16 protein-coding genes are annotated in these 14,009 nt (G+C 28.8%); 2 read left to right on the top strand and 14 right to left on the bottom strand.

Annotated elements, in window-relative coordinates:
• Positions 1-17: 17 nt before the first annotated feature.
• From dnaG to rplU, 7 genes are all read right to left on the bottom strand, one after another.
• Positions 18-1,742, bottom strand: a complete 1,725-nt coding sequence (gene dnaG, locus MARPI_RS08200; protein ID WP_014297131.1) for a DNA primase — start codon at positions 1,740-1,742, stop codon at positions 18-20.
• 88 nt (positions 1,743-1,830) lie between these two features.
• On the bottom strand, positions 1,831-2,238 hold the full coding sequence (gene rpsI, locus MARPI_RS08195) for a 30S ribosomal protein S9 (protein ID WP_014297130.1): 408 nt from the start codon (positions 2,236-2,238) through the stop codon (positions 1,831-1,833).
• Positions 2,239-2,252: 14 nt separating this feature from the next.
• Positions 2,253-2,699, bottom strand: coding sequence for a 50S ribosomal protein L13 (rplM, locus tag MARPI_RS08190; protein WP_014297129.1), 447 nt, complete (start codon positions 2,697-2,699; stop codon positions 2,253-2,255).
• A 17-nt stretch (positions 2,700-2,716) separates the two neighbouring features.
• Complete coding sequence (locus tag MARPI_RS08185) at positions 2,717-3,247, bottom strand: ECF transporter S component (RefSeq protein ID WP_041638581.1); 531 nt, start codon at positions 3,245-3,247, stop codon at positions 2,717-2,719.
• Between the two features lie 12 nt (positions 3,248-3,259).
• Complete coding sequence (gene rpmA / locus MARPI_RS08180; protein ID WP_014297127.1) at positions 3,260-3,535, bottom strand: 50S ribosomal protein L27; 276 nt, start codon at positions 3,533-3,535, stop codon at positions 3,260-3,262.
• Positions 3,532-3,828: a ribosomal-processing cysteine protease Prp gene (locus tag MARPI_RS08175; RefSeq protein WP_014297126.1), complete on the bottom strand. Its 297-nt coding sequence runs from the start codon at positions 3,826-3,828 to the stop codon at positions 3,532-3,534. Before MARPI_RS08175 ends, rpmA begins: the two co-directional genes overlap by 4 nt.
• An 8-nt stretch (positions 3,829-3,836) precedes the next feature.
• Positions 3,837-4,148, bottom strand: a complete 312-nt coding sequence (gene rplU / locus MARPI_RS08170) for a 50S ribosomal protein L21 (RefSeq protein ID WP_014297125.1) — start codon at positions 4,146-4,148, stop codon at positions 3,837-3,839.
• A gap of 302 nt (positions 4,149-4,450) precedes the next feature.
• Here rplU and MARPI_RS08165 point away from each other — a divergent pair, with 302 nt between their 5' ends.
• Positions 4,451-6,322, top strand: a complete 1,872-nt coding sequence (locus MARPI_RS08165) for a DUF1858 domain-containing protein (RefSeq protein ID WP_014297124.1) — start codon at positions 4,451-4,453, stop codon at positions 6,320-6,322.
• 179 nt (positions 6,323-6,501) lie between these two features.
• Here the strand turns inward: MARPI_RS08165 and MARPI_RS08160 are convergent, their stop codons facing one another.
• The 6 genes from MARPI_RS08160 to MARPI_RS11335 all read right to left on the bottom strand — a co-directional run bounded on the left by MARPI_RS08160 (position 6,502) and on the right by MARPI_RS11335 (position 10,608).
• On the bottom strand, positions 6,502-7,224 hold the full coding sequence (locus MARPI_RS08160) for an ABC transporter ATP-binding protein (RefSeq protein WP_014297123.1): 723 nt from the start codon (positions 7,222-7,224) through the stop codon (positions 6,502-6,504).
• An 11-nt stretch (positions 7,225-7,235) separates the two neighbouring features.
• Entirely contained in the window at positions 7,236-8,048 is an 813-nt protein-coding gene (locus MARPI_RS08155) for an ABC transporter permease (RefSeq protein WP_014297122.1), read from the bottom strand.
• Between the two features lie 163 nt (positions 8,049-8,211).
• Positions 8,212-8,361, bottom strand: coding sequence for a hypothetical protein (locus tag MARPI_RS11155; RefSeq protein WP_014297121.1), 150 nt, complete (start codon positions 8,359-8,361; stop codon positions 8,212-8,214).
• Between the two features lie 13 nt (positions 8,362-8,374).
• Entirely contained in the window at positions 8,375-9,703 is a 1,329-nt protein-coding gene (locus MARPI_RS08150; RefSeq protein WP_014297120.1) for a radical SAM/SPASM domain-containing protein, read from the bottom strand.
• 538 nt (positions 9,704-10,241) lie between these two features.
• A complete protein-coding gene (locus tag MARPI_RS11150; RefSeq protein WP_014297119.1) occupies positions 10,242-10,385 on the bottom strand; it encodes a hypothetical protein in 144 nt (47 codons plus the stop codon).
• A 91-nt stretch (positions 10,386-10,476) separates the two neighbouring features.
• Positions 10,477-10,608, bottom strand: coding sequence for a hypothetical protein (locus tag MARPI_RS11335; RefSeq protein WP_255370588.1), 132 nt, complete (start codon positions 10,606-10,608; stop codon positions 10,477-10,479).
• Between the two features lie 296 nt (positions 10,609-10,904).
• Here MARPI_RS11335 and MARPI_RS08145 point away from each other — a divergent pair, with 296 nt between their 5' ends.
• On the top strand, positions 10,905-12,347 hold the full coding sequence (locus tag MARPI_RS08145) for a hypothetical protein (protein WP_014297117.1): 1,443 nt from the start codon (positions 10,905-10,907) through the stop codon (positions 12,345-12,347).
• A 47-nt stretch (positions 12,348-12,394) separates the two neighbouring features.
• Here the strand turns inward: MARPI_RS08145 and MARPI_RS08140 are convergent, their stop codons facing one another.
• Positions 12,395-14,002, bottom strand: a complete 1,608-nt coding sequence (locus MARPI_RS08140) for a permease (protein ID WP_014297116.1) — start codon at positions 14,000-14,002, stop codon at positions 12,395-12,397.
• Positions 14,003-14,009 lie beyond the last annotated feature (7 nt).

Raw genomic sequence — 14,009 nt, 5'->3', positions numbered from 1 at the left:
CAAATCCTTATCTGCCACTAAAAACCACCTCCTCGCTTTTTGAGCGTAGCGAGTAAATCAAAGATTCTTTTCATTATTTCTTTTTTTTCTCTGTCATCTGTGGTATTCTTTAGTTTTTGTCTTAGCGCTTTAACCTCTCGCTCTTTACGCAACCTCTCCACTGTCTCTATTAGACTTGAAAAAACTTTATCTGGTTCTATATCATAATCAAAATTCCATGAAATTTTGATTAAATCTATTAACTCTTCACTTCCATTTTCAAGTATATAAGAAAGATCTTCTCCGTTTTTGGCAAAAGAAAAAAATTCCTTTCCAAGCCCTTCAAAATCTTCTGCTTTCAAATGCGTTAATAACATATCTCTATATTTTTTATGTTTTATCCATAACCATATTAACTGTTTATCAAGTTCATTATAATTTTTTTCGCTTTTTTCTTCAGCTTCAACAGATATATATGGAATAACCTTTTTATTGAACTTTTTATATTTTAAGATATTTTCTATTGCTTTTTTTATTGTATTTTCAGGTTTCAAAAGTATTATAGCTATTCTTTTTATAAACGCATCTGTTACTGCAACATGTTTTGATCGTTGAAATTTTATATACCATTCTGCCATTTTTTCAAGATATTGTTCCACACCAAATTCATCTTCAAGGTTGTATTTATCCTTAAAATATTCAGGTATGAAATCATAAAATTTTTTCGACTGTTCCAATGTATTTAAAATTCCATTTTCACCATGTTTTTGAATTAATTCATCAGGATCTTTTTCAGTATATTGCGCAATAGCAACCTGAAATCCATAGGATATGAGATAATCCAATGAACGTAATGTCGCGTTTCTCCCTGCTTCGTCCATATCAAACATGGTAATTATTTTATCTGTATATTTTATTAATTTTCTTGCATGCAATTGAGTAAAAGATGAACCTAAAACAGCAACGGTATTCTCAAATCCATTTATATGCATTTGAATTGCATCAAAATATCCTTCAACAAGAATAGAATATTTTTCTCTTTTTATTATATTTTTGGATTTATCAAATAAAAACAACAAATTAGATTTTTGAAAATACTTATTTTCAGGACTGTTTAAATATTTTGGTTTTTCATTGTTTATACTTCTTCCTGCAAAGGCTACAATGCGACCGTAATCATCTTTTATAGGAATTATTATTCTATTTGAAAAAACTTCGCTACCGTCTTTTCTGATAATTCCAAGAGATGCTCCTATATCTCTTGAAATATCCATTTTATCTAATATCAAAGATTTAATACTGCCATTTGAAAAACCAAGTTCAAACTTTATAGCATTATCTCTATTTATTCCTCTTTTATTTAAATATTTCCAGGCTACATGGTTATCTGGAAGGTTTAACAGGATTTCATGATATCTTTTATGATAATCTTCGAAAATTTGCAATTCAAGAGGCAATTCTCTTTTTTTCAAATATTTAGATACATCTATACCTGCCATAACAGCTGCCTTTTTTACAGCCTCTATAAAGGTAAGATGTTCATATTTTTGAATAAATGTTATGGGATCTCCATGCGCTCCGCAACCAAAGCAATGAAAGGTATTTGTAGCTGGAAAAACAAAAAAGGATGGAGTATCTTCAGGGTGGAATGGACATAAAGCAGTATAATTCTTTCCAGTCTTTTTTAAGGAAAGATAACTTCCAACTATATCCTTTATATCCAATCTTGAATTTATTTCATCAATAACTTCTCTTGGTATCAAAATACCATCTCCAGATAATCAAAAGTATGGGAACGGTAAAAACCGTTCCCTTATTAAATACAAAATTCTTCTCAAGCAGCGAACAAAATCATCTCTTTGAGAATTGTGGTGCTCTTCTTGCTTTCTTGAGACCGTATTTCTTTCTTTCTACTTCTCTTGGGTCTCTTGTTAATAATCCGTGTTTTCTTAAAACTGGTCTTAAATTTTCATCAAATTGAAGTAATGCTCTTGCAATACCCAATCTTATAGCACCAGCCTGTCCATTCATTCCGCCACCATTAACTGTAATAACAATATCGAATTTACCTTCATTTTCTGTTACTGTTAATGGTTCAAGTGCGTGTTTTGACCATACAGGATTATTGTTAAAGTATTCTGTTAAGTTTGCGTATTCTTTTTTGTTTACTCTTATTTTTCCTTCACCAGGTCTTAAGTGAACTCTTGCAACTGAAGCCTTTCTTCTACCTGTTCCGTAATAATCTATAAATTCAGCCATTTATTAATCCCTCCTTATAATTCCAACTTTTCTGGTTTTTGTGCTTCATGAGGGTGATTAGAACCAGCATAAACCTTTAACTTTTTGTACATATGTCTTCCTAATTTTGTTTTTGGAAGCATACCCTTAACTGCTTTTTCGATTAATCTTTCAGGGTATTTTTCAAGAATTTCTTTTGCTGTTTGTTCTTTTAATCCTCCTGGATATCCAGAATGTCTGTAGTATTTTTTCTGTGTTAATTTTTTACCTGTTAAAACCACCTTTTCAGCATTTATAACAATTACATAATCACCTGTATCAACATGAGGTGTATATGTAGGTTTGTGTTTTCCCTGTAAAATTCTAGCAATCTGTGCAGCTAATCTACCTAAAGATTTACCTTCTGCATCTACAACATACCATTTTCTTTCAACTTCTTCATTTTTAGCCAAATAACTCTTTTGAGTCATAATTGAAGCCATTTTACTGTCCTCCTTTCTTAGGAAAAGAAATTTTTTATTCTATTATATAACAAGTCTCCTAAAATGCCATTGGCAATAAACTTTATCATATTAAAAGCGATTATTGTAATTATCAATGTCCAGGTACTTAATCCAAAATACTTTGCTGCATCACTAAAAGACATCTTAAAATAGATTGGGATTATTACCATATTCATTAAAACCATCGCTATTCCAACCATTATAGAACTAATTATATATTTAATATATTTGTTCATATTTAATTTTAAAAAGGCTAAAACCGAAATAAAGGTTAAAATAGCTACAAAATCCATCGAAACTCCTATAATATCTCCGGACTTCACAAAATAAAACACTATATCTTTGGTTAATAATGAGAATACAGCTGTTCTCCAATCAAAAAGCAATAATGATGCAATTATCAAAAGAGCACTTGGATCATATTTCAAAAAACTTGCAAAAGGGAATATAGGAATTTCTATAAACATCAACAATACAGATAACGCTCCCAATATCCCTGCCGTGGATAACATTTTTACACGGCTCATTCTCTCACCAGCTTACTTTTCTGGATAAACGCTGATGTATTTTCTGTTATTCTTCATTTCAAACTTTACATAACCTTCTATTTTAGCAAAAATTGTATAATCTTTTCCCATTCCCACGTTATTTCCAGGATGGAAATGTGTTCCTCTTTGTCTTACAATGATGTTTCCTGGAATTACTTTCTGTCCATCACTTTTTTTAACTCCGAGGTACTTTGGTTTACTGTCTCTTCCATTTTTTGCAGTACCTCCACTCTTCTTTGAAGAAAAGAGTTGAAGATCTATTCTCATTTACTATTCACCTCCACTTTCAAGTTATCAGGATAACTTTCTTCAATGCTAATCAGTGCATAATAAAGATAATTAGCGAGTTTATCTATCATCTCATCTTTTGACCAATTGATTTTTAAATATCCGTCTTTCTTTATGTATTTACCGACTTTTTCACTTTTCACTATCTCTGCAATAAATTGCGTTAATACGCTTACAGCACTACATACAATATCTTTTCCATATTCATCAAAGTTTGCATGTCCTTTGATTTCAATTTCCCTTTTTTTTAGATTAAAACTTACTTTAATCATTTTTGGTATTAAGCTTCAATCTTTTTAATTTTTAAAGCTGTGTAGTGTTGGCGATGTCCTTTCTTTCTTCTGTAGTTTTTTCTACCCTGGAACTTTACAACTAATACTTTTTTGTCTTTTCCATGTTTTACAACCTCAGCAACAACCTTTGCGTTTTCTACATAAGGTTTTCCTATCTTTGCTGAGTCTCCCTTTACAAATAAAACTTTGTCAAGAACAACTTCTGCTCCTGGTTCGTATCCAACGAGCTTTTCTGTGTAAAGTTCCATTCCTTCTTCTACCTTGTACTGTTTTCCGCCAACTTCAATAATAGCGTACATAAAGTCACCTCCTCTTGGAATAATAATAGTGGGCTAAGGTACCATTCTGGCTTTAAGACCTTAGACCCGTTCCGAAATATTTTATCATATTTCTCACCCTAATTAATTAAAGTTATGTTAATTTTTAAATAAAGAATGAAAATATTATTCCAGTTTTGTTGTTCGACTTTTAGAAATAAATTCTTAACATAAATTTCAATTCCCTGAGTATTTCTTCACACAAATATATATACAAATGGTATATAATATAATTAGATAAAAATTATCGGAATTAATTTAAAAATATATAAGAGGTGATCTTTATGGAAAAATATAAGGTAATAAAAGAAAAATGCATTGCATGTAAGGCCTGTGTTAGAACAGCACCTGAAAATTTCAGAATCGAAGATGGAAAGGCTGTTGTTTTTAAACAACCTGAAAATGATGAAGAGTTAATCAAATCCAGGAAAGCTATGGAAATCTGTCCTACTGGAGCTATATTATATGAAAAGCCTGAACCAATTACAGGAAATTCAAACGTAAAAGAAACAATAGAAAAATATCCACAATTAAAAGAAATACTTGTAAAAATTTCGCCAAAATTCAAAACCATGCAAAATCCTGTAATGTGGAATACTGTTGCAAAATTTGCAACATTTAAAAATGCTGCTAAAATGACAGGCGTTTCATTGTGTGAAATATTACATACTGTAAATAAGGAATTAGGTCTTGAAAAAGAATTATACAAGCTTTTTCCTGAATGTATTAGGGAATCAGAAGAAGAGTTTAATAGCTCTGAAATTACCTGGAAAGAACCGGAAGAAATTATAAAAATACCTGAAAGTAATATTGAAAATCTTGGTGTTGTAATTGAGCAATTAAAAGACTTAAAATCCGGTGAATCCGTTGTTTTTGAAGGTAATATTGATTTAGAACCCGTTATAAAAATAATCGAAGATATGGAATACCTATATAACATAAAAAAATACAATACATTTAAAGTTAGAGTTTCTGTATATAATCCTTCAAAAGAAAGCACAAATATTGAAGATTATGAGGTTCTTGACGTTAGAATGATGCAGCAGGATCCATTTGATATAATTATCAAGAAAGCTTATTCGTTAAATCCAGGAGAAGGATTTGTTCTTGTTCAAACCTTTGTTCCAACGCCATTAATTAACATGCTTGATGGAATGGGTTTTGATGCGGAAATAGAACAGGTAAATCCATATGAAGTAAAGGTTTATTTCAAACGAAGAATTGAAGATGAAGAAGAAAATGTTGAAGATAATGGAAAACCAACAGTAACTATTCAATCTGCAACACCTGTGGGATATCCGATAATAATGAGATTATTACAGTCAAAACGATTAAAAAAGGTTGTAAACATTAAAGAGTTAAAAATCTGGGAAGAAACGGAAAAACATCTTGGCTGGATTGTAAATGGCAAAGCTGATATTAGTTTTTCTGCTTTAATTACTGCAGCAAAATTAAGAGACGTTGATGTAAAAATGCCTGTTGTATTTGTATGGGATAATTTTTCTATTATAACTCGCGGTTATAAGGCTAAAAGCCTTGAAGATTTAAAGGGCAAAACCATACATCTACCTCTTTTTGAAGATGCACCACCAGCAAAAATAACAAAATACTTAATTCAGGCAAAAGGTTTAAATATAGAAGATTTCAACTTTTCATACGGTAATCCTTTTGGAAGACCAAAGGAGATTATGATGGATTTCCTTTCAGGGAAAGTTGATACCGTATTATTAAGAGAACCAGAAGCAGGTTTTGTTATGCAGGCACTCGAAGAAAGTAATATAGAATATTCTGAACTTGATTACGGAAAGATCTGGAATGAAATTAATGATGGTTTTGGTTTGTTACCAAATGCTGGAATGGTTTTAAAAGGCGATTTAGTTAGAAACTATCCTGAAATTACAAAGGTATTATTGGAAGAATTGGAAGCTGCTATAAACTGGGTAAATGAAAATAGAAAAGAAGCTGCAAAACTTTCATTTGACATGATGAGAGCACCTATAAAGAATGTAGAAAAATTCCTTGAAAGGGTAACCTTTAAATATGTTTCTGGCAAAGAATTGGAAGAAAAAGTATATAATTTCTACGATATCCTCATAAAAAACGATATTATAAACGCTACACTCGATGAAGAATTAATGGAGATATTTAGAATTTAATTTTATAAAAACAGAGCCATTTCTTTGATAAACTCATTAAGAGGTTTTTAAAATAACCTTTCCAGAAATCTGGAAGGGTTATTTTAATTCAATTTCGACGGACTTTCAAAGTTCGTTTTTATAAACCACACATTCTACTCTTCAATTATACCATATCAAAGCAAAATGAGGCTTTCGCCTCATTTGATTAATTCCAGCAATTTTTCTTCATTTTTTCTCGTTGTTTTTTCCAGGATTTCTCCTGTTTTTTTATCTGCTGTTATTTTCCCTTTTTTTAATACCACTATCCTGTCTGTTTTTTCTATTTCACTTACATCATGGCTGGCTAAGATTATTGTTTTTCCTTTTTGACTTAATTCTTCCATTATTTCATATATCTTTATTTTCGTTTCTATATCCACTCCATTTGTCGGTTCATCAAGTAAATATATTTCCGCTTCTTTTATTAATGCCCTTGCTAGATTTAATCTCCTTTTCATCCCCGTTGATGCTTCCATATACTTTATTTTCCTGGTTTCGTATAGCCCCATTTCTTTTAATCCTTTTTCCACTTTCTTTTTTAATTCTTTTCCTGTTAGGTTGTTTAACATTCCAAAGAAGTTTAGATTTTCTTCTAAGCTTAATCTGTAATAGAATGACCTTTCATTTGATGTCGCTATTGATATTAATTTTTTTATTTTTTTTGATTCTTTTTTTATGTTATATCCTTTTATTGTTATTTTTCCTTTATCCGGTATTATGAACATTCCTATTGTTTTTATTAATGTTGTTTTTCCTGCTCCATTTGGTCCAAATATTGTTATTTTTTCTCCTCGGTTTATTGTTAGATTTATATTTTCCAGTGCTTTTATTCCATTTTTGTATATTTTTGTCAGGTTTTTGATTTCTATTATTTTTTCCATTGTTTCACTTCCTAATACTGCGATATTGTGCCATATTTCCTGGCTTTGTTAAATGATTCTCTGAACCAGTATATCCCTATTGGTAATATTATTGCTGTCATTATTATCAGGATTATTATATCCTCTTTTATTTCGTATAGACTGTATCCTTTTATTAATGTTTTTCTCAATCCATCCATTGCATATGTTGTTGGTAGTATATACGATACTCCCCTTATCCATTTTGGCAATATTTCCACCGGATAGTATATCCCTGAAAACATTCCTGTTAAGAATGAATATACCCAACTTACCGGGTCTCCTTTTTTGGTTAGCATTATGAACCCTGCACTTAATAACCCTATTCCACTTAAACTTATCATTGTTATTATCAATAATATTATTGATGCTATTATATTCATTTTTATTTCTACATCAAATGTGTATATTAAGAATATAAATACTATTCCTGTGTTTATTATTGTAAATACCAATCTTGAGAAGATTGTGTATATAAATACTTCCCATAATGGTGTTTCCGACAGGAGCAGGTATTCTATTGTTCCCATTACCTGCTCCTGTCTTATTACACTTTTGAATGTTGTTAAGGAGAGAGTAGTGTAACTCATGAATACGCTTCCTGATATGAAATATGCTAGTATGTTTCCTCCATACTGCTCTATCATTGGAAAGTAATTCCCCTGGGCTATAAACCTTCCCATGAATCCAAATTGCAATAATCCCAGGAATCCACTCAGTATCCCCAATACTGCCTGTGTTTTGTAGCTTTTCCATATTAATACATCTCTTACCAGAAAATACAGGAATTTTTTTATTGTTTTCATGGTTTCACCGGATTAATTAAAATTTTTTTTACAAAAGTTTTCACCTTTACAATCACATAAAATTATACATAGTTCACACCAATGTATTAAACAATGAGGTCCTTTACAAGGACACCATATTTCTTCTGAGAATTCATCATTTCTCTCAATCCACTTCATTATTTCACTCCCTTACTTCAAGACAAACTCCTTCGCCTTCACAATTACATTCAAAAATATGAAAAGTATGTTTAAACCAATCAAAAAAATCGTCTAACCATTTGAACCAGCAAATTTTTTCTTCTGGTTTTTTTGGTTCCTCTATCCATGACATAAAAATCCCCTCCTTATTTTACTGGTATTGGTAAAAAGCCTTTTTTCAATTTTGCTTTCAGATGCATTTTTAACATTTCTTCGAGATTATATTTATACATTGTACATCCTTCTTCTTGTATTCCATTATACTTAAATAATGTTTTATCCGGACAGCCCCCCATACATAATGGTAAAAACTTACAATTTTTACATTCTTTGTAATTTAAAGGATTAAATGTATTCCATTTTAAATATCTATCAAAATTTTTATTCTTTTCATTTCCTTTTATATTCCCTATCGCTAATGCTTTTATTCCCACTTCATGCCAGCATTTATACATATATCCTTCTGGATCTATTACAAAACTATTTGGTTTTACTGCACCGCATTGCGAATACATAGGAGTTGGATATTTTATAATATTTATACCTTCTTCATACGCCTCTTTTACTCTTTCTATCATATATTCTGAACGATTTTTTATATCAATACAATTTATTTCTATATCTCTACATACTTCTGTCGATACATCTACAAATGCAAGATATGGGCTACAATTTTCTTCTGTTAATCCTTCATTTTTTAAATATTTTAACAATTCAATTATTTTACCTTCGTTTGTTTTATCTATGTTAATCCTTATACTTATATGTTCAAAATATTCCTTTGCTCCTTTTATATTATTTATTATAGTTTCAAAGCTTCCTTTTCCATTTATTAAAGGTCTTCTTTTATCATGAATTTTTTTTGGACCATCTATTGTTATTTGAACAGTTTTTATTTCTAAATTTTTCAATTCTTTTGCTACTTTTGAATTTAATAAATATCCGTTTGTTACTATTGATGCGGTGTATTTTATATTATTACTTTGACACAATTTTATAAATTCTTTTGACAGTTCTTTTATAGTTTTTAAATCTAGTAAAGGTTCTCCGCCATACCATGACACTGATAAATAATTTATTTCATTTATATTTTGTTTTACAAAATCCACAATTGAGTTTTTTACTTCTTTATCCATAAATACTTTTTTTCTTAGTTCGTAACAATATTCACATGCAAAATTACAATTCATTGTTGGGGCAATGGTTAACCCTAATCCTTTTTTTTCAAATTTTAATGAGTTATATATAAAATTTATATATTTTAATTCATCAAAATCAACAATAAATTTCCCTTTTTTTAATTCTTTATAGATTTTTTTATTTTTTTCTTTGTTTATAAATTCTTCTAAATCTTTTTCTGAAGATAATGCTTTCTTAACTTCTGGTTCAATTATTGCAAAACCTCCGCTCAAAGCATTATATATAAGAATATTTTTTTCATATTCAAATATAAAATTATATTTTGAAGGTTTCATATTTCTCACCCTTTCTCATTACATATTCCATTTCCATCGCAATTACATGCAATTAAACATTGAATACCGAAACACAAACAAATAAATTTTAAAATTTTACATCCTCCACACATAAAATAATCATTATAATTTTTTTCGATCCATTTCATATTTATTCCCCTTTCTACATTTTAAGGAGTTAATTGAGAATAGCATACATGTTTCCATTCGCAATGATATTTACACGCCCCGCCATAACAGGTGCAACTTTTAAACAAACATATTTCTCCTCTACAAGGACACCAAAAACTATTTAATAAGTTATTATTTTCATCATTTTCAATCCAATACATTATCAATCCCCTTTCTACCTTAATTATTGCTTAAATTAAAAATGTTGCTCATGACATGAATGATCTCCCTGACAATGACACTTAAACAAGCAACTTTCCCCATAGCATGGACAAACGATTGGTAAAATATTACAAGAAAATTTAAAATCAAGTTCAAATTCATTGTCTTTTTCAATCCATTTCATAAATTCCACCTCCAAAAATTCTTATTGAACTATTGTACAGGCTTCATAACATCCTCCTGGTCCATTACAAGTACATAATATCCAACAATCTAAAAAACACACAGGTCCTTTGCATGGACACCAGAATTCTTCTGAATATTCATCATTTCTCTCAATCCATTTCATTTTATCACACCTCCTTTCTCCTATTTTGGTATTGTATATTTTTTGATATAATATCTACGTAGATATAAAATAGAAAATAGATTTTAGTTGATTACTCAGAAAATTCAATTTGGATTTGAGGATTGTATGAATCTGTTTTATATTTTTTATCGTTATCTCCTGCTAATACTATTGATGAAAACATGATTATTCCTATTAATATTAAAATAATTATCTTTTTCACTATCCCACCTCCTGCTTTAAATTTTACCATTTCTAACATGGTTTTCAAGTGTCTTTTTCAAAATAAAAATCCGCTTTTTATCAGTGTTTCAAAATTTCATTTTTGTTGTATTTTTATTAATTTTCTTTTTCTTAATCTTCGTAATTTAACCGTAAAGTTTTTATGCAGGGCTTATTTACGTTTTTTTAGATATTTCACATTTTCATCTGAGATTTTTTATATTCTAATTAAGCTTAAGTTCCTTAGATTTTTATTTTGTATGTAACAAAATAGTTAATTTAAAAAGGGTGATTGATATGAACTCTTCTACGAAGAATATTATTGATATTATTAGTTTTGGATATTTTTCTTATCCCGTAATCAATTTTTTATTTGAGAATACAAAAGATATTTCTTTAAAATTTTATTTTCTGTTATTAAAATCAAAATGGAAAAGAGATTTTGATTCTGCTATATTTTATGCAAATAAAACTATTTCAACAACAACAACAACAACAATATTAAAAGAATTAGCAAGATTTGAACTCATTTCTTTGTACTATAAAATAGGAAAATCTGATTTAGCGAAAAAAGAAGTTATTATATTAAGAAACAATTTTGAAAACCTTCCAGCTTATGCAAGATGTTTAATATTACCAGGATTGAATCTATTTAATAAATCATATAATATAACTAATGATTTTAAAATATATTCTGATAATTATGAAAAAAATAATGTAGATAAGGCTATTTTAAAATATTCTCATGCAAGAGAACATATTAAAAATGAAGAATATAATAAAGCATATGAATTATTCATAGAAGGTTATTTTCTTGCAGAAGACTTTCCACATCCAACTATGATGTGTAATGGTTTAAATGGTGCTGCATGGTGGATGAGAAATGAAGATAAAAAGAAGGCTTTAATTCCTGCAAATTTACTTGAATATTATATTGGCTATTATTTCGATGATTTAAATTATACCTATAACTGGTTTGATACGATTTTTGAGGTATATAAAATAAATAAGTCTTTAAATTTATTTGATATTTCATCCGTTGTTATGAATTATAAGAATAATGTATCTTTTGAGATTAAATCTGATTTTGAAGAGGTTTATAATAATAAAAGCTTTTTCAGAAATAGAAGTTTTAAAAAAATTATCTCTCATAATTTCAGAGATAACCTTTCCATCATAGAAAAAATTAAAAATCATAAAATCCCAATATTATTCTTCTCAGCATATACAGCATTAATAGAAAAACCATTTTTTACAAAGAGTCATATTTTGAAATTGATTTTTGAAGGTAATAAAGATAAAATCATTAAATTCTTTTCTGCTAATTATGAGAAGATGTATTTTTTTAATGTTATGATGAGTGATTTTAATTTGAAGAAAGTTGAAAGAAGATTATTGAATTCTGAAGATGTTGAAGATGCGGAATATAATATTTCACCATTTTATTTAGCAAGAAAAAAACTCATCACTGAGCTTTTTAAGAAAACAAAGAACTTTAAGGAATTTGTTTTTAATTATTTTAAGCTCAGTGATGAGGAAATGAGAATATTTGATGTGTTTTTAAGAAATTGCGTTCGATACGATATTAAATGGCCCATTACTCCTTATCCAAAAGGAAAGGTTCGTGATTTTGCTCTTAAATATGGTTTAGGCTATAAGCGTGTTGCTCTTGGTTATTACTCTTTTGAAGATGATGAAAGAGTTTTACTTGATGATATTATTGAGAGGTTTTTAAAATAACCCTTCCAGAATTTCTGGAAGGGTTATTTTTAACTTCTCAAATTTTTTTATTCCCATGAAATAAGTAACTTGTGAATTTTCTTTGTTTCCTTTACAATTAGATATATTGTAAGGCAGAGTAGAAATATTGGTATCCCGGCGCCTATAAAATGATATAAAAATGGCGAATCAAAAAGCCAGTCTATAAATTTATCTTTCATTGAAGGGTTTTTTAATGATGCAATATAAAGATTTCCAAGAACAAAAATACCTAAAGTAAAACTTAAACTAATTCCTTCAAGAATAAACACTTCTTTACCATTGAGAACATTTTTTTGCGATAAGTCTCTTTTTGGATTTTTTAAATACATACTTACTCCCAAAATAGCTGAATATAATATAATAAGAAATATTGGAATTATACTATAAAATATAATAGATGATGATTTTTTCATTAAAATTATAGCTATCACTAATATTACATATTCCAATGTAAATATAAATACTGGTATCAAAACCTTAGAAAATATAAGTTCCCATGGTTTTAATGGATACAATTTTGGAATTGGCCAAATTTTTCCTTCATAGGTTACCGAATATAATGCAATCATAGCAGCATACATAGAGGATAATAAAACATACATTGTTCCTATCATTTCAAGTGATTCAGATGTAAAAATAAATATTATTGGCAAAAATATTGGATATAAAATTAAAAAGAATGTTTGTGAATCTCTAAATAACAACTTGAAATCTTTTTTAAACATCGGGAATTTTGAATGTTTTATAGATATTTCTTTTTGAGAATGCTTTTCCTTTTTTCCTGAAGATGTATTAAACTCCATTGTATTAGATATTCCATATATAAAATAACCAAGAATAGATATAACTACATATAAAATTGCTAAAAAGGTAATGCTCCCATTCATAGCCTTTAAAACCCATGTATGTGGCCAGAAATCATTTAATATGAGCCCTATAGTTTTATTAAACGCAGCTACAAGTTCTTCAAGGCTATTATCAGCAACAAGTGAAGGTAATAGATTAGTCCCGCCAACATATAAAAATATACTTACAAAATACATTATCATTGTCCAGCGTTTTGCAGAAGTTTTTGTTAAGAATCTTGAAAGAATTACTCCGCCAAAATTCGATAATAACATAAGAAATAAAATATAACCTAATCCAGCTAATATCGTTAAAATTATATTTGTTTTCATGAGCATAGCATATACAACAAATACTGGTATCATCATTCCCAAAGGTATTCCAGCCATTATAAGGCTATCTATCGCACTTGCTGTATATATTTCAAATCGTTTTACCGGCATTACAAGGAGCAACTGTGTAATTTCACTTTCAAATAAATTCGCAACTATCGCCGGAGAATAGTTTAAGAAAAACATAAATCCCATTGTAAGAAACCACATTCCAAAAATTATATCAAGCAAATTCCATGGAGTATTCATACCAAATTGCGATAATGGTACATTTAGATTTTTAAACATGAAATAAACTATAGGTGCTAAAGTTCCCCCAAATATAACCATTGGGAATAAATATGCAAACAATGCACCCCATGGACCTCTTCTTTTAATAATACCTTTTTTATTTTTTCTGGGTCTTACTTTATTTTGATATGAATATTTTAATATTAACCATATTTTGCTTTTCATTTTTTCA

It is taken from the genome of Marinitoga piezophila KA3, from assembly GCF_000255135.1.
Taxonomy (GTDB): Bacteria; Thermotogota; Thermotogae; order Petrotogales; family Petrotogaceae; genus Marinitoga; species Marinitoga piezophila.
Note: the sequence above shows the minus strand (reverse complement) of the source record. Positions and strands in the feature narration are given on the sequence as shown.